At 65.9% G+C, this 23,079-nt stretch carries 20 protein-coding genes; 11 read left to right on the forward strand and 9 right to left on the reverse strand.

Going from position 1 to position 23,079, the window contains the following annotated elements; genetic code table 11:
• Positions 1-84 precede the first annotated feature (84 nt).
• The 3 genes from QM588_RS02895 to QM588_RS02905 all read right to left on the reverse strand — a co-directional run bounded on the left by QM588_RS02895 (position 85) and on the right by QM588_RS02905 (position 3,367).
• On the reverse strand, positions 85-636 hold the full coding sequence (locus tag QM588_RS02895) for a YceI family protein (RefSeq protein WP_283311319.1): 552 nt from the start codon (positions 634-636) through the stop codon (positions 85-87).
• A 112-nt stretch (positions 637-748) separates the two neighbouring features.
• A complete protein-coding gene (locus tag QM588_RS02900) occupies positions 749-1,882 on the reverse strand; it encodes a lysylphosphatidylglycerol synthase transmembrane domain-containing protein (protein WP_283311322.1) in 1,134 nt (377 codons plus the stop codon).
• Between the two features lie 9 nt (positions 1,883-1,891).
• A complete protein-coding gene (locus QM588_RS02905) occupies positions 1,892-3,367 on the reverse strand; it encodes an adenylate/guanylate cyclase domain-containing protein (protein ID WP_283311811.1) in 1,476 nt (491 codons plus the stop codon).
• A 73-nt stretch (positions 3,368-3,440) separates the two neighbouring features.
• Here QM588_RS02905 and QM588_RS02910 point away from each other — a divergent pair, with 73 nt between their 5' ends.
• Genes QM588_RS02910 through QM588_RS02925 form a run of 4 tightly spaced genes read left to right on the forward strand, consistent with a single transcriptional unit; the run spans position 3,441 to position 6,762 of the window.
• Positions 3,441-4,688: an AI-2E family transporter gene (locus QM588_RS02910; RefSeq protein WP_371828769.1), complete on the forward strand. Its 1,248-nt coding sequence runs from the start codon at positions 3,441-3,443 to the stop codon at positions 4,686-4,688.
• Positions 4,675-5,844 (forward strand): MacS family sensor histidine kinase, encoded by a 1,170-nt coding sequence (macS, locus tag QM588_RS02915; protein ID WP_283311323.1) that lies wholly within the window; start codon positions 4,675-4,677, stop codon positions 5,842-5,844. The genes QM588_RS02910 and macS overlap by 14 nt, the downstream gene beginning before the upstream one ends.
• A gap of 35 nt (positions 5,845-5,879) precedes the next feature.
• Complete coding sequence (locus tag QM588_RS02920) at positions 5,880-6,506, forward strand: response regulator (RefSeq protein WP_027495360.1); 627 nt, start codon at positions 5,880-5,882, stop codon at positions 6,504-6,506.
• Positions 6,507-6,543: 37 nt separating this feature from the next.
• A complete protein-coding gene (locus tag QM588_RS02925) occupies positions 6,544-6,762 on the forward strand; it encodes a hypothetical protein (protein ID WP_045841033.1) in 219 nt (72 codons plus the stop codon).
• Between the two features lie 3 nt (positions 6,763-6,765).
• On the opposite strand, the gene QM588_RS02930 is transcribed toward QM588_RS02925, so the two are convergent.
• A complete protein-coding gene (locus QM588_RS02930) occupies positions 6,766-7,155 on the reverse strand; it encodes a MarR family transcriptional regulator (protein WP_230073191.1) in 390 nt (129 codons plus the stop codon).
• Between the two features lie 110 nt (positions 7,156-7,265).
• Between QM588_RS02930 and QM588_RS02935 the strand changes: the two genes are divergently transcribed.
• The 3 genes from QM588_RS02935 (at position 7,266) to QM588_RS02945 (ending at position 11,026) form a co-directional block, all read left to right on the forward strand.
• Positions 7,266-8,378 (forward strand): glycosyltransferase, encoded by a 1,113-nt coding sequence (locus QM588_RS02935; RefSeq protein WP_283311327.1) that lies wholly within the window; start codon positions 7,266-7,268, stop codon positions 8,376-8,378.
• A 21-nt stretch (positions 8,379-8,399) separates the two neighbouring features.
• A complete protein-coding gene (locus QM588_RS02940; protein WP_283311329.1) occupies positions 8,400-9,050 on the forward strand; it encodes a DUF1707 SHOCT-like domain-containing protein in 651 nt (216 codons plus the stop codon).
• Positions 9,051-9,124: 74 nt separating this feature from the next.
• Positions 9,125-11,026 carry a DUF2339 domain-containing protein gene (locus tag QM588_RS02945; RefSeq protein ID WP_283311330.1) on the forward strand — a complete coding sequence of 634 codons (1,902 nt, stop codon included), beginning with the start codon at positions 9,125-9,127 and terminating at the stop codon, positions 11,024-11,026.
• 102 nt (positions 11,027-11,128) lie between these two features.
• On the opposite strand, the gene QM588_RS02950 is transcribed toward QM588_RS02945, so the two are convergent.
• Genes QM588_RS02950 through trmB form a run of 3 tightly spaced genes read right to left on the reverse strand, consistent with a single transcriptional unit; the run spans position 11,129 to position 15,975 of the window.
• The gene (locus QM588_RS02950; RefSeq protein ID WP_283311332.1) at positions 11,129-14,515 is read right to left on the reverse strand and encodes an MMPL family transporter; all 3,387 of its coding nucleotides are present in this window, start codon (positions 14,513-14,515) and stop codon (positions 11,129-11,131) included.
• Positions 14,516-15,202, reverse strand: coding sequence for an NYN domain-containing protein (locus QM588_RS02955; RefSeq protein WP_228139387.1), 687 nt, complete (start codon positions 15,200-15,202; stop codon positions 14,516-14,518).
• Positions 15,203-15,216: 14 nt separating this feature from the next.
• A complete protein-coding gene (gene trmB, locus QM588_RS02960) occupies positions 15,217-15,975 on the reverse strand; it encodes a tRNA (guanosine(46)-N7)-methyltransferase TrmB (protein WP_027495368.1) in 759 nt (252 codons plus the stop codon).
• Between the two features lie 247 nt (positions 15,976-16,222).
• Between trmB and QM588_RS02965 the strand changes: the two genes are divergently transcribed.
• From QM588_RS02965 to QM588_RS02980, 4 genes are all read left to right on the forward strand, one after another.
• Positions 16,223-17,305 (forward strand): hypothetical protein, encoded by a 1,083-nt coding sequence (locus QM588_RS02965; protein WP_283311335.1) that lies wholly within the window; start codon positions 16,223-16,225, stop codon positions 17,303-17,305.
• Entirely contained in the window at positions 17,302-18,852 is a 1,551-nt protein-coding gene (locus QM588_RS02970; RefSeq protein ID WP_283311336.1) for a hypothetical protein, read from the forward strand. The genes QM588_RS02965 and QM588_RS02970 overlap by 4 nt, the downstream gene beginning before the upstream one ends.
• Positions 18,853-18,909: 57 nt before the next feature.
• Positions 18,910-19,206: a DUF6802 family protein gene (locus QM588_RS02975; protein WP_283311338.1), complete on the forward strand. Its 297-nt coding sequence runs from the start codon at positions 18,910-18,912 to the stop codon at positions 19,204-19,206.
• A gap of 314 nt (positions 19,207-19,520) precedes the next feature.
• Positions 19,521-21,350: a phosphoenolpyruvate carboxykinase (GTP) gene (locus QM588_RS02980; RefSeq protein WP_283311340.1), complete on the forward strand. Its 1,830-nt coding sequence runs from the start codon at positions 19,521-19,523 to the stop codon at positions 21,348-21,350.
• A gap of 66 nt (positions 21,351-21,416) precedes the next feature.
• On the opposite strand, the gene QM588_RS02985 is transcribed toward QM588_RS02980, so the two are convergent.
• Both QM588_RS02985 and QM588_RS02990 read right to left on the reverse strand, forming a co-directional pair.
• Positions 21,417-22,295: an ROK family protein gene (locus QM588_RS02985; RefSeq protein WP_283311343.1), complete on the reverse strand. Its 879-nt coding sequence runs from the start codon at positions 22,293-22,295 to the stop codon at positions 21,417-21,419.
• A gap of 9 nt (positions 22,296-22,304) precedes the next feature.
• Positions 22,305-23,075 carry a class I SAM-dependent methyltransferase gene (locus QM588_RS02990; RefSeq protein WP_283311344.1) on the reverse strand — a complete coding sequence of 257 codons (771 nt, stop codon included), beginning with the start codon at positions 23,073-23,075 and terminating at the stop codon, positions 22,305-22,307.
• Positions 23,076-23,079 lie beyond the last annotated feature (4 nt).

The following is a 23,079-nucleotide window of genomic DNA, read 5'->3' on the forward strand; positions in this document are numbered from 1 at the left end:
TGGACTGCAACAAAGGCGCATTGATCCGGAAGGCGGGGGTGAATCCGGAAGGAGAGGGCGGAATCCGGAAGGCGGGAGTGAAACTTACGCCTGGAGGCCGGCCTCGATGTCGAGGTTCAATGCGATCTTGTCGCCGACGACTGCGCCGCCGCCTTCGAGGGGCATGTCGATGCTGATGCCGAAGTCCTTGCGGTTGATGGTGGTGCTGGCTTCGAAGCCTGCGACCGGTCCGTTGCCCATGCCGGCGTTGACGCCGTTGAACTCGAGCTTGAGGTCGATGGACTTGGTGACGCCGTGGAGGGTGAAGTCTCCGGTGACGACGAAGTTTCCGCCGTCGGCCTTGACCGAGGTGGACTTGAACGTCGCGGTCGGGAACTTCTCGACCTCGAAGAAGTCGGCGGTCTTGAGGTGGCCGTCGCGCTGCTCGTTGTCGGTGGTGATCGAGGTGACGTCGATCTCGGCGTCGACGGACGGGGTGCCGTCGGCGGCGACGGTGACGGTGCCGGTGAAGTTCTGGAAGCGGCCGCGGACCTTGCTGACCACCAGGTGGCGGACGGTGAATCCGACGGTGGAGTGGGTGGGATCGATGGCCCAGGTGCCTGCGGTGAGCTCGGGAAGTGCGATGGCGGTGGTCATGAGGACTCCTTGTTGGGTTGAAGATTCAAACTCATAGTACACAAGCGGACCGGGGTCCGTATATATTCCGGGTGAACAGACAGTGACGGACGCCATACCGAACGGCACTGGGTCACGCAGTCTCCGGGTCGCCCTTGGAGTCGCGATCGTGCTCGGCGGGTCGGCCGAGATCCGAGGTCTCCTGCCGCTCGAGGGCGATGTCGAATTCGAGATCGGCGTGCTGGTGCTTGCGGAACAGGACGAGGAACACGATCCACCCGACGATGGCGACCAAGATGAAGCTGACCCCGCGATAGACCAGGGCCGACGCCACTGCCTGCGACGCGGTGATGGACGCAGCGCTGGTCAGGAATGCGATGAGGGTGGCGTCGACGACCACGAGGCCGCCGGGTGCGAGCGGGACGGATCCGACGGCCTTGCCCGCCGCGAACGCGATGAACAGCCCGGACAGTCGCGGATCTGCGCCGACGGCGAAGCACGCGAACGCCAGGCACGCCACGTCCGCGAGCCGATGTACGGCAGACCAGGACAGTGTGAGCGCGCCGTCCCGCTTGCCGAGCTGGACGGATTGAATCTGGCCGATGACCTTGTCGATGGCCTCGGCTCCGGCGTCGAGATCGTGGTTGCGGAACGCGTTGTACTTGCGCAGACCCCAGCGGGCGAGCTGTTTGATGGACGCCGGGTGGTTCGAGATGTATCGGACAGCGGCCACGATCGCGATGACGCCGATGATCGGCAGCACCACGGTGAAGGTATTGAACGAACTGCCGACAACCAGTCCGCCGGCAACGCCGAGCACCGCCAACCCGGCCGCGGCGATGACGCCGGAGATGGCGAGCTGCCACGAGGCGACAACCGGACTCGCACCCCAGCGTCGGGTCTCGCGGTAGGTGAAGGCCGTCGAGAACACCTGGCCGGCGGGCAGAGTGAGTGACATTGCGGTGCTGCCGTAAATGACCGAAACGGATTTGCGCTGGCGTACCTGCACGCCGCCCGCGTCGAGCAGCTGCTTCTGGACGCGGCCGAACGCGCTGAGCGACACGGCTTGGGCGAATACGCACGCCGCCAGCCAACCCCAGTGAATTTCTCGTACGGCTGTCCAGGATTCGTGCAGCCGTGGCCACAGGTAGATTGCCTCGCCCACTAGCAGTGCAACCAGGGCGATTCCCGCAATCCACTTGACCCATCTCAGCCGGTTTCGCGGGCGCCGCGCTGCGGGTCCGCTGGTCGAGCTGGGGTCGGGCATCTTGTCAGACTAACCGTCGCTCGAAGGGGAGTCGGGATACTCCACCGGCCAGGCCAGGTGGGTTGCCCGTCGTCGGCCACGCAGTTGCACCTGGTCGCCCAATTCCCACTGTTCCTGCTCCTCGTCGTCGGCGAAGTACAGGGCCGAGGTGGATGCCAGAACGCGCCCGGGCCGCAGTTTCGCCAGTTCTGTGAGCCGCGAGGCCTCGTTGACCGGGTCTCCGATGACCGTGTACTCGAAGCGCTCGGACGCGCCGATGTTGCCGGCGACGGCCAGTCCCGCGGACACCCCGATGCCGATGTCGAGTCCGGTGATCTCGTCCAGAGCGAAACGCAGTTCACGCGCCGCGGCCAAGGCAGCGGTGGGAGCGTCGGGACGGTCCAGCGGTGCCCCGAAGATCGCCAGCGCCGCGTCGCCCATGAATTTGTTGACGAAGCCGTGGTGGCGTCCGACGACGTCGACGACCACCCGGAAGAACTCGTTGAGCAACACCACGACCTCGCTCGGCGGGCGCTCCGACGCGGTGGCGGTCGATCCGACCATGTCGACGAACAGCACTGCGACGAATCGTGTCTCGCCGCCCAGTTCGGTACCGAACTGCAGTGCTCGACGCGCCACGTCCTCGCCGACGTGCTGGCCGAACAACTGACGCAGGACGCGTCGCTCGGCGGATTCCTCCATCATTCGGTTGAAGCCGACCTGGAGGCGACCGATCTCGCTGCCGTCGAACACATCGACCTCGACGTCGGTCTCGCCGCGTTGCACGCGTTCGATGGCGTTGTGCAGTTGGCTGATCGGGTCGGAGATCTGGCTCGCCGTGAGCATCGACAGGACGAATGCCTGCACGATGGCCAGCACGCTGAGCAGGATGATGGCCACGGCCAGTGCGTTCGGCGAGAACACCAGGTCGGTCGTCAGCTGGGTGGCGCACAGCAAGATGATGCCGATGACGGGCATCAACGTGCCCAGTCCCCACGTCATGGCCATGCGGGTGCCGACGCCGGGCGTCATGGTGCGGTCGAAGCGGCCTTCGCTCAGGGCCAGTGCTGCGACCGGGCGCAGGATGCGTTCGCCGAGCATGTAGGTGAAACCGAAGGTGACGGTGGCGGCCATGCCGACGGTGACGATGACGGCGATCGACAGCGACGGCATCTCCGCGATGGTCAGCAACACGAAGATGATGCCGCCGATGATCCACAGAATCAGGTGCACGATGGCCTGACGCAGCGGCGCGTGCAGCGTCGTCATCTGCTCCTTGCGGGTGGGCGGGCCGCCCCGCAACTGCCACCTGATGACCGAGCGCAGCAGAACGTAGGCATAGATGAGGCTGACGACCAGCGCCACACCGAGGTACGCGCCGAAGATGTACACGTTGCGGACGCGGTCGGCGACGATCGAGTCCGACTCGGGGATGGGTAGGCCGTAGCGCACGAAGGCGAATACGAGCACCGCGCCGAAGACGTTGGCGATGAGCATCGAGAGCATATAGAGCGGCCAGCGACTCTTCAGGGTGAGCGAGACCGCTCGGAAAGATGCCAGCACAGGTTAAATTTAGCGGGTGAGCACCGACGAGTTGCGGGCGCAAGGTACGGGGGCGTCCCCGCGCCTCACTTCGGCCGCAGATTCGGTGCATCCGCTGGTGCGGGTGGGGGCGGAATGGACGTGGCGACTGCTCGTCCTGTTTGCCGGATTCATCACTTTTGCCTATGTGATCGCCAAACTGAGCACGGTCGTCATCCCGCTGGGTCTGGCGCTGCTGGCGGCCGCGCTGCTGGTGCCGATCGTCGATTGGATGCAGCGCCGAGGAGTGCCGCGTGTCGCCGCGGTGATCATCGTGATCATCGCCAGCATCGGCGTCGTCGCCGGAATCATGACGTTCATCGTCGAGCAGTTCATCGAGGGGCTGCCGCAGGTGGGCGATCAGTTCACTCAGTCGATCAACAGCGTCGAGGAGTGGCTCAGTAACGGGCCGCTGCACATCAGTGAGGACCAGATTCGGCAGGCGACCGACAATCTGGTCAAGGTCATACAGGACAACCAGGAGGCCGTCACCAGTGGTGCGCTGACCACGGCGACGGTGATCGGCGAGATTCTGACCGGGGCGCTGCTGACGCTGTTCACACTGATCTTCTTCCTGTACGGCGGTGATCAGATCTGGCAGTTCGTCACCCGGCTCGCACCGACGAAGGCGCGCAGGAAGATTCGCACAGCCGGTATCCAAGGTTTCGGGTCGCTCGTCGGATACGTCCGCGCGACGGTGGCCGTCGCCGCAGCCGACGCCGTGGGCATCGGTGCCGGGCTCGCCATTCTCGGTGTACCGCTGGCACTTCCGTTGGCCTCACTGGTGTTCATCGGCGCATTCATTCCGATCATCGGTGCCGTGCTGACCGGATTCGTCGCAGTGTTCATCGCCCTGGTGACGAAGGGGCTCATCACGGCCGTCATCACCCTGGGTATCGTCATAGCGGTCATGCAACTCGAAGGCCATGTGTTGCAGCCACTTCTGCTCGGCCGCGCCGTTCGGCTGCACCCGCTGGCCGTCGTCCTGTCCATCACCGTCGGCATACTGCTCGCGGGCATCGTCGGCGGCCTGCTGGCGGTCCCGATCGTCGCGGTGCTCAACACCGCCGTCCGGTCGCTGCTCGCCGACGACCCCGACGAGGTGTACGAGGAACTCGACGTCAGCGACACGCTGTACTCCGCCGAACCCAGCGACCCGGACACCCCTCCCGGTTCCTCGGAGCCCGATCGACTTGCCAAGGGGGAGCTGAACACTGCAGACCCGAAGACCGATGCGGACGACTGACAGAGTGCGGCCGACGCTGAACTCGGCCGATCCCGACAGCCCGCTGTGGCGGGCCTCGCAGGCCTTCCGTCTGGTCACTCTCGTGTACGCCGTCAGCTACCAGGCCGCGACCGTCGACAACTACACCAACCCACGGCTGAGTTGGGCGTTGGTCGCCCTGATGGCCGTGTGGTCCGGAGCCTCGGCGCTCCTGCTCTCGCGGGCCACCCTGCCGCGCTGGCAGGTGGTGCTCGCAGATCAGATCATCGTGATCGCCCTGATGGCGTCGACGCGGTTGGTGGCCGACTACGACTGGTACAGCACCCGCCAGACCCTGCCCACCACGCTGTGGGCCACCAACGCCGTCATCTCCGCCGCAATTCTGTTGGGGCCCAGAGGCGGTATCGCCTCGGGTGTGGTGATGTCGTTGGTCAGTGCCCTGGTACGGGACCGGTTCGACACCGACCTGTGGTCCGACGCCACCGCCCCGGTGCTGCTGTCGGCCGGACTCGCGTTGGGATTGGCGTCGAACACCGCCCGGCGCGCCCACGAGGAATTACGCAGTGCGGCACGGTTGGCCGCGATCACCGAGGAGCGTGAGCGACTCGCCCGACAGGTGCACGACGGGGTTCTGCAGGTACTGGCCCTCGTTCGCCGTCGAGGTCTCGAAATAGGCGGACCGGCAGCCGAACTCGCCGAGCTCGCCGGTGAGCAGGAAGTCGCTCTGCGCGTGCTGATCTCCGAACAGTCGGCTCCGCGAGACGATCACACCGGATCGATCGTCGACGTGCGGGCCCTGCTGCGCACTCAGGCCGGCACGTCGATCTCGGTGTCGACTCCCGCGGACCCGGTGCTCGTCGAATCCGACGTCGCCGACGAGCTCGCTGCCGTCGTGACCACTGCCCTGTCCAACGTCGAGCTCCACGCAGGTGCCGACGCGAAGGCCTATGTGCTGCTCGAAGACGTCGGCGGAGAGCTGATCCTGAGCATTCGTGACGACGGCCGCGGCATACCCGCCGGGCGGCTCGCTGCCGCCGAGGCCGAGGGCCGGATGGGCGTCTCGAAGTCCATCCTCGGCCGCGTCGAATCTCTCGGTGGTACTGCGATACTCGACACCGGAGAGGGCGAGGGCACCGAATGGGAAATTCGGGTTCCGCGAACGAGAGGAGCGAGATGACCGGCGACGAGAATCCGAACGCCGAGATCGCGGTGATGGTCGTCGACGATCACCCCATGTGGCGAGACGGCGTCGCCCGGGATCTCGAGGCCGCCGGATTTCGGGTGGTCGCCACCGCAGATGGAGTAGCCGCGGCCGGACGCCGCGCGCGAGCCACCACGCCCGACGTCGTTCTCATGGACATGCATCTGCCCGACGGGAACGGTGCCGATGCCACTGTCGCAGTGCTGGACGCGTCCCCGAAATCCACGATTCTGGTGCTCTCGGCGTCGGCAGAACGCAGCGACGTACTCGACGCGATCAAGGCAGGTGCGACGGGTTACCTCGTCAAGAGTGCCTCGGCGGAGGAACTGTTCGACGCCGTCCGCGCTACCGCAGCCGGACAAGCGGTGTTCACTCCGGGTCTGGCCGGTTTGGTTCTCGGCGAGTTCCGGCGGATGTCGTCGTCACCGGAGCCGGAGTCCGATACCCGCCCCACGTTGACCGAGCGCGAGACCGAGGTGCTCAGGCTGGTGGCAAAAGGGCTCAGCGCCAAGCAGATTGCGACCCGTTTGACGCTCAGCCATCGGACGGTCGAGAACCACGTGCAGGCGACACTGCGCAAACTGCAGCTGGCCAACCGCGTCGAATTGACCCGGTACGCCATCGAAAAGGGCCTGTAGGGGTTTGCGCCCCGGCACCACGGGCACTCTTGACCCCATGACCGACAACGAAGCAGTGGACACGACAGTCGATCCGGCCGAGCATACGAAGGGCGTCGACGCCGACCAAGATCAGACCGGTGCCGAACGCGCCGAGGCCATCGACGAATTCGACGGCCATCTGGACGGATCGGGCGAGGAGTCCGAGCTTCCGACACCCGAGCCGACCGAAGTGGCCGACAAGAGCGACGAGAAGACCGTCACCCGGTCCGAGTAGCCCCTACTGGGCACACAGCCTGCCGAGCGCGAATTTGGCGATCGGCAGGTAGGGCAGGACCAGCGGCAGCGGGCCGTCGATGGTGATCCACGCCCGGGTTCCACTGGGTCGGGAGACGACACCGTGAGCCAGATCCACGCCGATGGCCCTGTTCTGGAACCACGCCGACCACGCCCACGTCCACGACTGCTCATCCACCGAGTGCACCTCGAAATCGATCGGCACCCCCAACGGTCCCAGCACTCGGCCGGTGGTGTCGGAGTCGAGGCGTTCGCCCCGGTATTCGACGCCCATGATCTGCGGAGCCCAGGTCTTCCAGACCGTCGGGTCCATGTAACGCTCCCAGACCTCGGGTGCCGGGGCGTCTCCGGTGGATTGCAGTGTCACTCGCATAGCTCTCACCTACCCGCTGGTAGCCGTCTCCACACGGATATTCGCCGAACGTTCGGTCACCATCCACCGCCGTGGCATCGAGTGGACGTCCGGCTGGAGAGACTGAGCAGGTGCGCATCGTTCAACTGGCGAACTTCTACGGGCCGCGGTCCGGCGGTCTGCGGACGGCCGTCGATCAGCTGGGATCGGGCTACGTGGCCGCTGGTCACGACGTGACGCTGATCGTGCCGGGTGCCCGGTGGAGTGAGACGACGCTGCAGTCGGGAGTGACGCGCGTCGAAGTGCCTGCGCCGAAGGTCCCGTTCACCGGCGGCTACCGCGTGGCCGATCCGCGACGAGTGGCCTCGATCGCGTCGGGTCTACGTCCGGACGTGATCGAAGTGTCGGATCGGCTGACCCTGCGCGGAATGGGCAGGTGGGCGTCGCGTCGCGACATCCGCAGCGTGATGATCTCCCATGAGCGTCTCGACCGGCTGCTGGCTCAGACGATGCCGATGCGGTACGCCCGGCCCCTCGCCGACGCGGCCAACCGACGCAGTGCCGAGTGGTACGACGCCGTCGTCTGCACCACCGAGTTCGCGCAGCAGGAATTCGATCGAATCGGAACACCCAACGTTTATCGGGTACCGCTCGGCGTCGATCTCGAGCTGTTTCATCCCCGACGACGTCGAGCCGGCGCGCGCTCGGCATGGTTGGGTAGCGCCGACCGGCTGCTGGTCCATTGCGGCCGGCTGTCGGTGGAAAAGCATGTCGAGACCAGTATCGATTCGCTTGCCGCGCTCTGCGATTCGGGTATGCGGGCTCGGTTGGTCATCGCCGGCGACGGCCCCCGACGAGCGGGCCTCGAACGACGCGCCCGCGGGCTGCCCGTCGACTTCCTCGGCTTCGTCGACGGCAGGTCGGCCGTCGCCGAACTGCTCGCCTCGGCAGACATCGCCCTCGCACCGGGGCCGCACGAGACATTCGGCCTCGCCGCACTGGAATCGCTCGCCGCGGGCACGCCCGTCGTCGTCTCCGAAACCTCGGCACTGGCCCAGATCGTCACCCCGCAGTGCGGCGGATCCTCGATCAACACCGCGGACGGCTTCGCAGCGGAAATCCAACGGCTGCTTCGGCTTCCGGCCGACGGACGCCGGATCGCGGCGAGAGTACGCGCAGAAGAGTTCGGCTGGCCCGCATCGGTACACGGAATGTTGTCGGTTCTCCGCGGGCACGCCGCCTGAGAACTTCGCTACCCTGGGCCCATGGAGGCAAGGGATCTGCGAGTGTCCGATGCCGAACGCGAGCACGTCGGGCAACTGCTGCAACGGGCAGTCGGCCAAGGCATGTTGTCGCTCGGTGAGTTCACCGAAAGAATGGACACCGCTCTGGCGTCGAAGACCCGGGGCGAGCTGAACTCGGTACTCGCCGATCTACCGGGGATGCAGATTGCCGAAGAACACCGTCCGTCGCCGAAACCCTTCGCTGATCCCACCCCGCAACCGACGCCACGCCGCGTCGTGCAGGAGCACTGGGGACACGGCGGCGGTACCCCGGACACGGTGCGCGGCAGCATGTCCACCATCACCCGCAAAGGCCCGTGGAACGTACCGCGTCGATTGAACGTGGTGACGCGGCTGTCGTCGGTGACACTCGACTTCACGCAGGCCGTCATGGTCAGTCAGGTCGTCGACATTCACGTCGACGACTATTGCAGCTCGGTCACGTTGATCCTCCCGACGGAGGCCACCGCCGACGTCAACGGTGCCGAGGCCGTCGCAGGTACCGTCACCAACAAGGTGCGCACCGGCCCGCCGTACGGACCGCTGCACGTGGTGCTCACCGGGAAGGTCCGCTTCGGTTCCCTCACCGTCAAGCACCCCTTCGGAAGCTCGTTCCGTAAAATTTTCGGATAGTCGGGCGGACTACTCGAGGGATCCGAGTAGCACTACTCAGGCTATCGGTCCGCGCGGCCCGCAGGATCTATCCCATGACTTCTTCCCAGAACTCCGGGCTGGACCCGCAACTCGTCGCGCGCCTGTCCAGCCGATTCGATTCCCTGGGCGACCACATGCGTCAGGTGGCCGTCGACCTGCAGACATTGCAGTCTCAGCTCGGTACTGCGCCCGCTTCGGCTCCTGCCAGGCCACAGCCGGTGCCGCGGACGTACGTGCCGCCCGTCGCTCCGCAGTCGTTCTCGCCCCCGCAGATGCTTGCACCGCAGCAACCCTTCGCTGCGCGCGGCCCGGTGTCGGCACCGCCGGTCATGCCCCCTCCTGTGGTCGGCCGGCCCATGGCAGCCCCGGCGTTGCGAGGGCCGGTGGTCGCGCCGCGGCCACCCGTTCCACCTCGTGAGCCGTGGTGGCAACGGGACGGCGTCATCAGTCGCCTCCTCGCCGTCGCAGGCGCGGGTGTCACCCTCGTCGGTGTCGTGATGCTGCTGGTTCTGGCCGCACAGGCCGGCTGGTTCGGGCCGCCCCTGCGCGTCGCCGCAGGCGGGGTGTTCTCCCTCGCCCTGATCGGTGCCGGTGTGCGGGTGTTCGGCCGGTCCGGAGGACGCGTCGGCGGAATTGCTCTGGCCGCCACAGGTATTGCAGGTCTGTACCTCGACGTTCTGGCAACGTCCGTCCTGTACGGCTGGCTCGATCCGGTGATCGGCCTGATCGGTGCATTCGGAATCGCGGCTGCTGGAACAGCTCTCGCAGTGCAGTGGAAGTCGCAGCCGATGGCGGTATTGATTCTCGCCGGAGTCGCGGCGTGCGGCCCCATCCTGACCGACGGTCCGACCTTGGCCCTGATCGCGTTCTTCATCGCCACCTACATTGCGAGCTTCCCGGCCCAGATCGGCCGTGATTGGCCGCTGCTGCAGATCGTCCGAACCCTTCCCCTCGTCGGCACGGTCCTGATAGCGCTGGTCGGCACCGACCTGTCCGAACCGACCGACTATCGACTGCTTCTCGTCGTCCTGCTGGTCGCTGCGTCCGGGATGAGCATGTCTCTGGAACTGCTGCGCCGCAACGTCTCCGACGTGGCGGCCACCGTCATGACGGCTCTGGCTGCGCTGCCGCTGTTGATCTCGGCGAGCGTGTTCGATCGGTGGACCACCGTGACCGTGCAGTTGGTTCTGGTGGCCGCGGCACTGGTGATCGTGTTGCTGGTGCACTGGCTGCCGGCGCATGCCCGCATCACGGTCTCGATCATCGGTGCCGTGGCAATGCTGCAGGCGGCAGTCGGATCGACGACGGTCGACGTGCGTCCGGTCGTGCTGTTCGCGGTTGCCCTGGCGCTGTTCGCCGCGGCCCACCGCACTCGCTCGTCGTTGGCGTACCTGATCGGAAGCGCGTTCGGTGTGATCGGCGCGTTGACCTTCGTCTCGATCTCCCCGCCGGAGGCTCTCCTGGACTCCGATCACGCTGCCGGGAACGCGGGCATCATCATCGGCGGAATACTGCTCGCTGCAACAGCATCCGCGTTCGCCTATGTCCTGACCGAACTGAAACTCCTCGACGACGGAATGCAGACCCTCGCCATCGTCTCCGGAGTGCTCGCCCTGTACGGCCTCACCTCGGCCACCGTGAGCCTGGGAACCTCGATCGGCGGCAACACCACCGGATTCACCGCCGGGCACACCGCCGCCACGATCGAGTGGATGATCGCCGCATTCGCCCTGCTGGCCTTCGGATTGCGGAGTGCCGCCCACGCTCACCTGGCTCTGCTGGCCGGACTGTCCCTGACCGCCGCCTCCATCGCCAAACTGTTCCTGTTCGACCTGGTCGCCCTGGACGGCCTGTTCCGCGTCATCGCCTTCATCGCAGTCGGCTTGTTGCTGCTGATCGCGGGTACCCGATACGCCAAGGTGTTCGCGGACCGAGAGGGCGCGGTAACCCCCTGACCCCCATTGCGTGAACGGACCACTGCACACACGTCTCGACGGTGCAGTGGTCCATTCACGCGTTGCGGGGTAGGGCGTGCCGCCCGGCTGTGACGGGTGTCGTCAGCGTGAGCGGTTGCGCTCCCGAGCCAACAGTTCGCTGACACTGAGCACCTGGCCGTTATCGCCGCCGCGGTGGCGGCCACTGTCGCCGCCCTCGGTGGACGGAGCAGCACGCCGACCGGACGGCTTCTCCTCGCGATCCGATTCCGAACTCGCCCCGGCACCGTTGCCGTTGCTTTCGGGGTCGCGTCGTTCCGAGGTGCGGTGGTCGGAACCATTGCTGTTGGAACCACTGCTCTCCGAACCGTTGCGGTCGATGCCGTTTCCGTTCGAGCCACGGCGTTCGGAACCGTTGTCGGCGTTGCCGTTTCGCCCGGAAACGTTTCGCCCGGAACCGTTGCGTCCGGCAGCCGGGCCGCCGTGGGCACCGGTGCTGGAGCCGTTGGTGCCGTGCTCATCGGCCCCGTTCGTAGCTGCTCCGTTGGTAGCGGTGCCGTTGGTGGTCGAGCCGTTGGACGATGACCCATTGGCATCGGTGCTGTGACCGTTCGTGCTGTGACCGTTCGAGCCGTGACCATTCGATGTGTGGCTGTCGGAGCCGTGGGAGCCGTTGGTGGGCGACTCGCTTCGCGGAGTGCTCGGCCGTGGTGCCTGCGATGCGCTCGGGGCTCGCAGATCGGCCAGCCAACTTTCGATGGAACGCGAATCCGGCTCCTCGGCCCGTCCCGCTCGCGTGCTGCGGGTACGGCTCGGCGGTGCACTCGGCGGTCGGGGCGACCGTTCCGGTGCGGGTGCGGGTGCGGGATTCGGGGGAGCGGGGCGAACGACGTCCGCTGCCTGCGTCGGTTCGGGTTCGACGTGCGGACGCGGCGGGACCTGCTGAGCCCGAGTCGGCCCGGATACGGGTGGGCGCGGTTCGGCAGGACGCGGCGGAATGGGACGCGCCGCGGGCGCCTGCGGCGAGTAGGCCTGCGACGAACGAGCCTGGGGCGAGTAGGCCTGCGACGAGTACGGCTGCGCCGAATCGGGCTGGGGCTCAACCTGCTTCGGGGGCGTGGCCGGTGCTGCGCGGGTCGGCTCGGGTGGCGTCGCCGGTCGTCCGGTCACGCTTCGACGTGACTCTTCCTTCGCGGCGTGCGTGGCACGGATCGGTCCACCTCCGTGTGGTGCCACCACCGGGATGGGTTCGGTGAGGGGCTCACCGCGGCGCGGTGTCGGACGCATCGGGGGTGCGACGGTCGACGAGGGTGCACCGCCCGCGAGTGCGAGCTCGGGCACGTCTCCGGTGGGCAGCAGTTCGTCTTCGAGGATGGTCTCGCCGAGGCCGAGCTTGCGCTGAATGCGCTTCATCCACTGTGGGGCCCACCAGCAGTCGTCGCCCAGCAGCTTCATCGTGGCGGGCACGAGGAACATGCGGATCAGGGTGGCGTCGATGATGAGGGCGGCGATCATGCCGTAGGCGATGTACTTCATCATCACCAGATCGGAGAACGCGAACGCACCGGTGACGACGATGAGGATCAGTGCCGCCGCGGTGATGATGCGTCCGGTATGCGAGGTTCCGATGCGGATGGCTTCGCTTGTGCTGGCACCCTTTTCGCGTGCCTCGACCATTCTGGAGAGTAGGAACACCTCGTAGTCCGTGGACAGGCCGAACACAATCGAGATGATCAGCACCAGCACCGGAGCCATGATCGGCCCCGGGGTGAAGTTCATCAGTCCCGCCCCGTGACCCTCGATGAAGATCCACGTCAGGATGCCCATGGTCGCGCCGAGGCCGAGGACGGTCATCAGCACCGCCTTGATCGGCAGCACCAACGATCCGAACGTCAGGAACATCAACATCGTCACGATGAACACCACCAGCACGGCCATCAGCGGCAGCTTGTCGATGAGTGCGCTGATCGAGTCCTGCTCGATCGCCGGTGTGCCGCCGATCATCACCGTGGCACCGTCCGGCACGTCGATGCTGCGCAAGAAGTCGATAGCGGGCTTCGAGTCGTTGCGGTCGGTCAACCCGGCCTTGAAGACGATGACGCCGTCTTTACTGGCACCGACGGGGCTGAACTTCTCGATCAGTCCGGGAGCGTTGTTGGCCTGGTTGGTGATCGCCGCGAGGGTCGCGCCCTGGGCGTCCTTGATGACCATCTTGATGGGTTCGGTGCGCTGACCGGGGAAGAGGCTGTCGAACTCACCCTGCGCGACGCGGGTGACGTTGTCCGGCGGTAGGTAGGTCTCGTTGATGCCACCGAATTTGATGTTGCCGACGGGCAGCGTCAGCAGGACCAATCCGAGCACGATGGGCACGGTGACCTTGACGGGGTTACGCATCACCCAGCGGGTGAGCTTGCCCCACATGCCGTTCTCGATCTCTTCACTCGACTTGGTCTTGCGCATGAACTTCAGACCGAGGGCGTCGACGCGTGGGCCGAGGATGGCCAGCATCGCGGGCAGGATCGTGATGGCCGTCAGCGCTGCGAGCGCGACGGTGGCGATGGACCCGTAGGCGACGGATTTCAGGAAGCCCTGCGGGAACAGCAGCAGGCCACCGAGGGAGGCGACGATCATGGTCGCCGAGAACACCACGGTGCGACCCGCCGTCATGACGGTACGGCGCACCGCCTGCGTCGTCGTATATCCATCGCCCAGCTCTTCTCGAAAACGCGAGACGATGAACAGTCCGTAGTCGATGGCCAACCCGAGGCCGACGAGCGAGACCACGGGCGCGACGAACGAGTTGACCTCGGTGAAGTTGGTGAACACCTTGACGATGCCGTTGGCTCCGACGACCGTCAGTCCGCCGATGATCAGCGGGAGTGCAGCGGCCACGACGCCGCCGAAGATGAAGAACAGCAGGACTGCGACGGCGGGAATCGCCAGCAGTTCCATGCGGTGGATGTCGCCCGCCATCGTCGACTGCAGCGCCCCGGCCACGGCTTGAAGGCCGGTGACCTGGACGTCGACCCCGTCGATGTAGAAGGCGTCCTTGACGGCTTGGAAGTTGTTCGTCAGTTCGGTGTCGTTGGCACCCTTGATGGCGATGCTGGCGATGGCGTGTTGCTTGTCGTTGGTGCCGAGAGCCGCGAGGTTCGGTGCGCCGGCCACCTTGAAGTAGGTGCCGTTGACCTTCTCGATCTGGTCCGGGTGGTCGACGGGGAGCGATTCGAGGCTGGCCACGACCTTGGACTGGAACGCCGGATCGTCGATCGACGACCCCTGCGGTGCGGTGTAGAGGACGATGACGTCACCCTGCTTGTCGCGTCCGAATGTCGTATCCGCCAGACGGGCAGCCTGGGCCGATTCCGAAGTCGGATCGTCCCAACCGCTCTGACTGAGATGGCTGTTGAGATCGAGACCGTAGGCAGCGAAGCCCAACAGCCCGGCCACCATGACACCGATAACGGTGTACCGCAGGCGGTAGACGATGTCTCCCCATCTGGCGAACACTTAAGAAACTCCTTGGCGCCCGACGAGCAGGGCGGACAGCGGTCGGAAGGGCTGCAGCCACGCGCCCTCGTCGGGGAGCGAATCGAGACTCACCCGAGGCAGTGGCTCACGGAAGACGCCGGGAATGTCCTCGAGGTCGAGGAATTCCAGGATGTCCGACGTGACAGCCCAGCTTGCGTGCTCCCGGAATCCCAGTACCTGAACGGGTACTCCGGTAGCTGCGATGGCCTCCAACGGCCCCTTGAACGCCTGACCGTCGGCGGACGCGACCATGACACCGGCGAGGCCGCCGTCACGGTTGCGGAAGTCGATGTGGTCGAGCATGTCGGCGTCGACATCACTGTCTTCGTCGACCTTGGGCTTGGCGAACACCGCGAAGCCCACGTTACGCAATGCTTCGACCCAGGGGCGGACGACGTCGGCGCTGCCGGGTGCAATGTTGGTGAACACCGTTGCCTCGGGCTCGAGTGTCGCGGTGCCCGAGGTGGACAGTTCGGCGGTGCGGCTGAGCAGCCATCGGCCCAGCGCATCGAATCGTGGGCGGTAGGCAGCGGTGGGCCGGCCACCCAGGATCGCGCCGAGGCCCATATCCAGGTTGGGTGCATCCCACACGAGCAGCACTCGCTTGCTGTGGCGGGACTCACCGATCGCACCGAGCTCGGCGGGATCGATCACGGTGTCGGGCATGTCCGTACTGACGCTCATGCTGTCTTCTTTCCCCAGATCAATTCCGTCACCGAGCTGCCCACCTGCTGGGCCTTGCCCTCGAACTTGGTCACCGGCCGCTCGTGCGTCATGGGCGACTCCCAATCGAGAACGGTCAGGCCGGGCTCGGCGTTCCCGGCCTCGGCAATCCACTCAGCGTATTCGGCGTGATCGGTGGCCACGTGCAGAACGCCGCCCGGCTTCAGGCGATCCGCGATCATCGCGAACGTCGGGCCCTGCAGGAGACGGCGCTTGTGGTGGCGCACCTTGGGCCACGGGTCGGGGAAGAAGACGCGAACGCCGGTCAAGGACTCCGAGGTCAGCATGTTCTCGAGGACGTCCATCGCGTCGCCGCGGAACAACCTGACGTTCTCGATGTTCTCGCGCTCGATCTGCTGCAGAGTCTGCGCGAGCCCGGGGCGATAGACCTCGACCGCCATGAGGTTGACGTGCGGCTCGGCCATCGCCATCGCCGTGGTTGCCGTGCCCGTGCCCGACCCGATTTCGAGAATCGCCGGACCACTGCGCCCGAACCAGGCGTCGATGTCGATCTGCTCGTCGGCGACATCGCGGCCGATGCGTGGCCACAGGTTGTCCCAGGTGCTCTGCTGCGCGTCCGTCAGCGCTCCGCGGCGGGAGCGGAAACTGGTCACTCTGGGGTACAGCCGCGAGCCCCGTTCCTGGGTCTGCACCGAGTTGTCTCCGGTGTCGGCAGAGGTGTCCTGTGGCTCGTTCACCGGTCCATTGTCGCGCATCGACGGACTGTGTGACAGGTGGGTCTCGAGTTGAAGTTGAGACTTACGGTTCCTGCGCTGATCAGGGGTAGGACCGCGTCGACCAATTACATCGGTGTAATTCCCGACGACCGGTCCCAAACGGTCGTCGTGTGCCAGAATCGGTGCCGCAGCAGGGGGCTGCGGGCCACGTGGCCGATCGTGCTCGACGAGTCGATCGCGCATCTCTATGTGGACGTTCGGTGGGTCGTTTCCGGGGGGATCGATGATGGACGGTGCCGAGGCAGGTCTGGGTCGATTGCGTCAGCGCTCGGGAGAGGCGGACACGGACGGGGCCCTCACGGCCCGGAACGCTGTCGAGAACGCTGTCCAGCGGCGTCTGCGGCCGCTGGAGGTGCACATTTCCGGCCGCGTCGGAGTCGGGAAGTCGGTGATTCTCTCGGTGCTCGATGCCGCGCGTCTGCATACCGACGGGTTCGAGGTCCGGTTGCGTGAGAGCGAATGGACCGATACCCCGCGTGCAGTGCAGGTGCAGCAGAACCGCAGCGCATCCGATGTCGACGTTCTCGTCCACGTGCTGGCCGGTGCCGTGTCCCCGGACGACGTCGCATTCCTCTCCGCTCGACCCGGCGGTCCGCCGGAACACACCGTGGTTCTGCTGAACAAGGCCGACACTCTCGACGAACCCGCGGCGACAGCCGCAGCGGCATCCGAACAACTGGGGCGACGGGTGCTGCCGGTGATGGGATCTGTCGCGGCGGGCCTGGGCGGCGCGGCCCGAGGCTCTGCTGTGGACATGGCCGATGTGCGGGCCGTCGCGGCCGGTGCGCTGCGTCCTGGTGATCTGCTGACGGTCGATCGGTTCCGGAGTGCTGATATTCCGCTCTCCACGCCCCGCCGAGAGGCTCTGCTGGACCGGGTGGAATTACGCGGTCTCGCCCTACTCGTCGATGCGCTCCGGTGGCGTAGCGAAGTGTCCGACGCGGATGTATTGCGTGAGCTGTGGGAGGCCACCGGGGTCGACGCTGTGACGACGGTGGTGTCCGACGCTGTCTCGGCTGCTGCGACGGCCCGCGACGAGGACCTGCACGAACAACTGCTGCAGATATCCGCCCGTCACCGAGACGTTCGAAGTGCCGTCGAATCGTATCTGGCTTCGGATGAGGCGGTGGCTGCCGATATGCGCTGTGCTGCAGCGCGATTGGGGGTGTCGCTCGAGACGGGCTCGGAGCGGGCCCTGCTGGAGCAGGCCATGACGTGGAAGCGATGTGCCGCCACATCGGAGGACGACGCCGTCCGGCGCTCCGCCCTGGCCCTGTGTCGTGGCTATGTGCGGATGCTCCGACCGTGATCGATCCGAACAGGTACGCGCTGCCGGACGATCTCAAAAGTGTTCTGCGTCGGAGAAACTCGGAATCCCTAGTGCGCATCGACCGTGCACGCAGCAGTCGACCTGCGGGCATTCACGTCACCGGCACCGCAGCAGCCGGTAAGACCGAGATCTGCCATCTGCTCACTCGGCGCGACGGCGCGGTGACCGGATTCGCCGACTCGGTCGAGGAGGCCGCGGTGGTCGTGATCGTCGTCGACGCGTCGGCTCCTGTCGGCCGTGCCGACGTCGAGCGCTGGCGTCCTGCCTTCGAGTCGACACCGGTTGTATTGGTCATCGACGAGATCGATGTGCATCGCCGGTGGCGCGAGGTGGTCGACGCCGATATCGACATCGTCGCCGAGCGGGTTCCGCGTGCGGCGGAACACTCCGTTCATCCGGTCTCGGCGCGGTTGGCGCGAGTCGGTAGGGAAAGCGGCGATGCTGCCATGTTCGCGGAGTCGGGTTTCGGGGCGGTCGCCGACAGAATCGACGCGTTGCTGATGCAGGTCGCAGCGGTAGGGGCTCAGCGTAAATACGTTGCTGCAGTGCAGGATTCTGCCGCGGAAGCGAAAGCCGCCATCGTTGCCGAAGCTCGCGTAGTGACCGGAGGAGGGGACACCGCCCCTCTGCGTGCCCGGCGGGCGCGGCTGCTCGGTGAACGCGAAAATCTCGGTGGTGACCGACGAGCATTGCTGCACAACCGTATTCAACGGGTTCGGGTCGACTGCATTCACACAGCGGCCGAGGACGTTCGGATGCTCGGCGCTCGGGTACGGCAGACGATAGAGGGATCTCGGCGGGCCGAACTCGGCCATCTGCCCGGGTACCTCGGCGAGTCCGTACAGGCAGTTCGAGCACGCGCCGACGCTGCATTGTCCACCGGTCTCCGTGCCGTGGAAGCAGAACTCGGGCTCGCCGACACGGTGCCCGAACCCGTTACCGCGGCCGGTGCGATCGACATCGGCGAACCGACCGGGCGACGCGGAATCGAGGACGTCCTGATGGTTGCACTGGGGGCCTCGGCGGGGGTGGGACTGGGTCGACTGATCGTCTCGCCCTTGGCTCTGATTCCGACTTTGGCCGTCGCCAACACGATCGTCTCACTTGCTCTCGGTGCCGCGATCGCGTGGTGGTTGACCCGGTCACGCGCACTCGTCGCCGACCGTGCGCACCTTCGGGGCTGGACCCAGGAAAGTCTGGCTCGGGTGAAGTCGGAAGTGGAACAGCGGCTCCTCTCTCGCATTCTCGATGCCGAGTCCGCGCTCGCGTCTGCGTTGACCTCGACGGACCGGGAGGCAGCATCGCGTATCGATCTGTCGCTGGCCGAGATCGATGCCGAACTTCGCACGCTCGCCGATCACAGATCGGCGCTGCTCTCGGCCTGCGATCAGGATCTGGTTGCACTCGAGCGTGGGCTGGAGCGATTTCGCGGGTCCGGGCCCGACATGGTCGTGCCGTCGGAGCACGTCGAATTCTCTCCCGGCGATCCGGAACCGATCGGCGCGCCGATGCGTCTAAGCGGGTAGGTGCACTTCCGAACAGGTTCGCAGGTGGCGAACAGTGCCCGGCAGTGAGGAGCGTCGATGATCGCGGTGGATGGCTTCGCAGTGGGCGGTGCCGAGACGAACGAGCCGGCCGAGCACGCGTCGAACGACGACGGCGGTTACGTCTCGACGGACTGGTTCGATCTCGACGGCGACGGTCGCCACGAGACCTCCGTGCGGACGACGGAGGCCGGAATGACGGTGGGAACGGATGTCGATGGAGATGGTGTGACAGACAAGTTCACCGCCTTCGACCGTGACGGGCACTACGAATCCTGGGAGATTTTTCGGGAAGCGAACGGTTTCGGGCAGGGCAGATCGTCCGAATCCGGCTGACTGTAGGCCATTCGGTCTGATTTGCATCGGCGCTGGTGGATGGCTTCTTGCGTCGGTCTTTCCCTATCTGAATCGGTCTTGTGACCAATCGGACAACACCCTGTTTCTGGAATCACGTCGCTCGGCGTTAACCTGATCAACAGGACATCCGGCGCTCGGTCCTCAGCTTGCTGTATCCAGTAACATGGTGTACTGCAGCTCGAACGGCCGAGCAGCGCCCCGCCGAGAGGGGAAAACCGAGATCTACTCGTGCGTGCTTGCCCACAGCGATCGTGCGAATTCTTCCCGGTTCCGGCTAACCCCAGGAGAGTTAGATGACCTCAGCGACCATTCCCGGCTCGAGCGGCACCGACAGCGTGCCGACTCGACACAAAGAACTGCTTGCCTGGGTTGCTCAGGTAGCCGAACTGACCGAACCGGACTCCGTGGTGTTCGCTGACGGATCCGACGCCGAATGGGAGCGCCTGACCGACAAGCTGGTCGAGGCGGGAACCTTCACCCGTCTCAACGACGAGAAGAAGCCCAACTCGTTCCTCGGCAACTCCGATCCGTCGGACGTGGCCCGCGTCGAGTCGCGCACGTACATCTGTTCCAAGGACGAGATCGACGCCGGTCCCACCAACAACTGGATGGACCCGTCGGAGATGCGGTCGTTGATGACCGAGCTCTACCGCGGCTGCATGCGTGGCCGCACCATGTACGTCGTTCCGTTCTGCATGGGACCGTTGGACGCTGCCGATCCCAAGTTGGGCGTCGAGCTCACCGATTCGGAGTACGTCGTCATCTCCATGCGTGTGATGACCCGCATGGGTCAGGCCGCTCTGGACAAGATCGGCGACGACGGGTTCTACGTCAAGGCGCTGCACTCGCTCGGTGCTCCGCTGGCCGAGGGCCAGGCCGACGTGCCGTGGCCGTGCAACGACACCAAATACATCACGCACTTCCCCGAGGACCGCGAGATCTGGAGCTACGGATCCGGTTACGGCGGAAACGCTCTGCTGGGCAAGAAGTGCTACTCGCTGCGTATCGCGTCGGCGATGGCCCACGACGAGGGCTGGCTGGCCGAGCACATGCTGATCCTCAAGCTGATCTCGCCCGAGGACAAGGCCTACTACATTGCGGCGGCATTCCCGTCCGCGTGCGGTAAGACCAACCTCGCGATGATTCAGCCGACCATTCCGGGCTGGCGTGCCGAGACCATCGGCGACGACATCGCGTGGATGCGCTTCGGTGAGGACGGCCGTCTCTACGCCGTCAACCCCGAATTCGGTTTCTTCGGTGTCGCTCCGGGCACCAACTGGGACTCCAACCCGAACGCGATGAAGACCATCGACCAGGGCAACTCGGTGTTCACCAATGTCGGCCTGACCGATGACGGCGACGTGTGGTGGGAAGGCCTCGAAGGCAAGCCCGATCACCTCATCGACTGGAAGGGCAACGACTGGACCCCCGAGTCCGGAACCGATGCCGCACATCCCAACTCGCGTTACTGCGTGCCGATGGCTCAGTGCCCCTCGATGGCTCCCGAGTGGGACGACCCGCAGGGCGTGCCGATCTCGGCAATCCTGTTCGGCGGACGTCGTAAGACCACCGTTCCCTTGGTGACCGAGGCCCGCGACTGGCAGCACGGAGTGTTCATGGGAGCCACCGTCGGCTCCGAGCAGACCGCTGCTGCCGAGGGCACCGTCGGTACCGTCCGACGCGACCCGATGGCCATGCTGCCGTTCCTCGGCTACAACGTGGGCGACTACTTCCAGCACTGGATCGACCTCGGCAAGAACGCCGACGAGTCGAAGCTGCCGAAGGTGTTCTACGTCAACTGGTTCCGCCGCGGCGACGACAAGCGCTTCCTGTGGCCCGGATTCGGTGAGAACTCGCGCGTGCTCAAGTGGATCGTCGAGCGCATCGAGCACAAGGCTGCCGGCGTCGAGACCCCGATCGGTGTCGTCCCCACGGCCGAGGCACTCGATATCGACGGCCTCGACACCACCGTCGACGACGTCGCCGAGGCACTCGCGGTGAACACCGACGAGTGGAAGGCCGAGATCCCGCTGATCCAGGACTGGTTCGACTTCGTCGGCGAGAAACTGCCCACCGGAATTCAGGACGAATTCGACGCCCTCAAGCAGCGCCTGGGCGCGTAGTATTCACGAGACAGAACGGGGCTCACCGAGGGGTGGGCCCCGTTCTGGCTTTCGAAGTATGTGAGATCAGGCGGTGAGAGCGGCAGCGCCGGCCAGGGTTCCCAGGCCACCGAGAGCTGCGGGCACCACCTGCAGGCCGTCGAGGAACTTCAGGCGAGCGTGCAGGGCGATCGACTCCTGAATTGGATCCCACAGCGGTGGGCCGGCCTGAGCGAAGCCGCCGCCGATCACCACCATGCGTACGTCCACCAGGGCGACGGCCGAGGCGATCGCTTGCCCCAGAGCCACTCCGGCGCGCTGCAGCGAGGTGATGGCAACCGGCTCCCCGGCAGCGGCGTCGGAGGCCAGTTCGGAACCGGTGCTGCCGGTCCAGCCCTGCTCGCGTGCCCACCGCACCGCCGACGGCCCGCTCGACACGGTTTCCACACACCCGATTCCGCCGCACGCGCAGGGCGTCGTCGAACCGGGGACGACGATATGGCCGATGTGCCCGGCATTGCCACTGGCCCCGGCGACGATCTTCCCGCCCAGCACCAGGCCCCCGCCGATGCCAGTGGACACCACGAGGCTCAGCACGTCCGGCACCCCGACAGCGGCACCGAATCGATGCTCACCCAACGCCGCTGCGCTGCCGTCCATCGCCAGAAGTACGTCGGCGTCGGGAAGCGCGGCGGAGATGTGCTCGCGCAGGCCGAATCCGTTCTTCCACTCGTCGACGTTGATCGGCGCGACCGACCCGGTGACGAGGTCGACCGGACCGGAGCACGCGACCCCGACCCGCGTCACGCCGACGCTTCCGACGACCCCGTGCAGCAGTTGCGCACAGGCCTCCCACACGCCGGTGGCCGGTGTCGGAACTGTCGCTGGGTTCTGCGGACGTCCGTCGTCGCCGACGAGTGCCGCTGTCATCTTGGTGCCGCCGATGTCGAGCGCGAGTGCCGTCATCGTTCCAGGCTATCCAGTCGGTTTCAGGACCAGGACGAGGTTGCTGCCGAGGAATTCGCGGAGTATCGGTACGCGCATCATCCACCATGCCCAGCGCGGGTGATAGCGCGGAAAAGAAGCTAGTAGCGTTGCGTTGGAAGTGCTTCGTGCCCAACGCAATCCGTCCGAAGCGCTGATGTCGAACAGTGATTCGCCGAATCGGTTCTTGGGTTCGTGTCCGGTGGTGCGGAGGTAGCGTCGGGCCGCGTATTCGCCACCGAGGTAATGCCACGGCCGGGTCTCGTGGCCGCCGAACGGGCCGAACCAAATGGTGTACGAGAGCACCGTGAGGCCGCCGGGCTTGGTGACACGGAGCATTTCCTCGGCCATGGTCCACGGCTCACGTACGTGTTCGGCGACGTTCGACGAAAAGCAGATGTCGACGCTGTCGTCGCGAAAGGGCAGCGCCATGCCGGAGCCGCGCACCGAACCGGGGATCTGCAGTCCTGCGGCGTGCATTTCCGAGGCGTCGGGTTCGACGGGCAGATAACGTGCGCAACTCGCTCCGAAGACCTCGGCGAAGTATCCGGGTCCGCCGCCGACGTCGAGTACCGTCGCCGCGGACATGTCGGTGCCGGTCAGGCCGCGGTACAGGTCTCCGATCAGTTCGACGGAATCACGGGCCAAGGCGCCGTAGAAGATGTCCGGAGAACTCTGCTCGTGCCCGAAATCCTTCAGGAGCTTCACCGAGCGACGCAGTGTCGCGCGAGAGGCGAACAGTCGAGTCACGGCGGAAGTCACGAAA

It is taken from the genome of Rhodococcus sp. IEGM 1354, assembly GCF_030056855.1.
GTDB lineage: Bacteria > Actinomycetota > Actinomycetes > Mycobacteriales > Mycobacteriaceae > Rhodococcoides.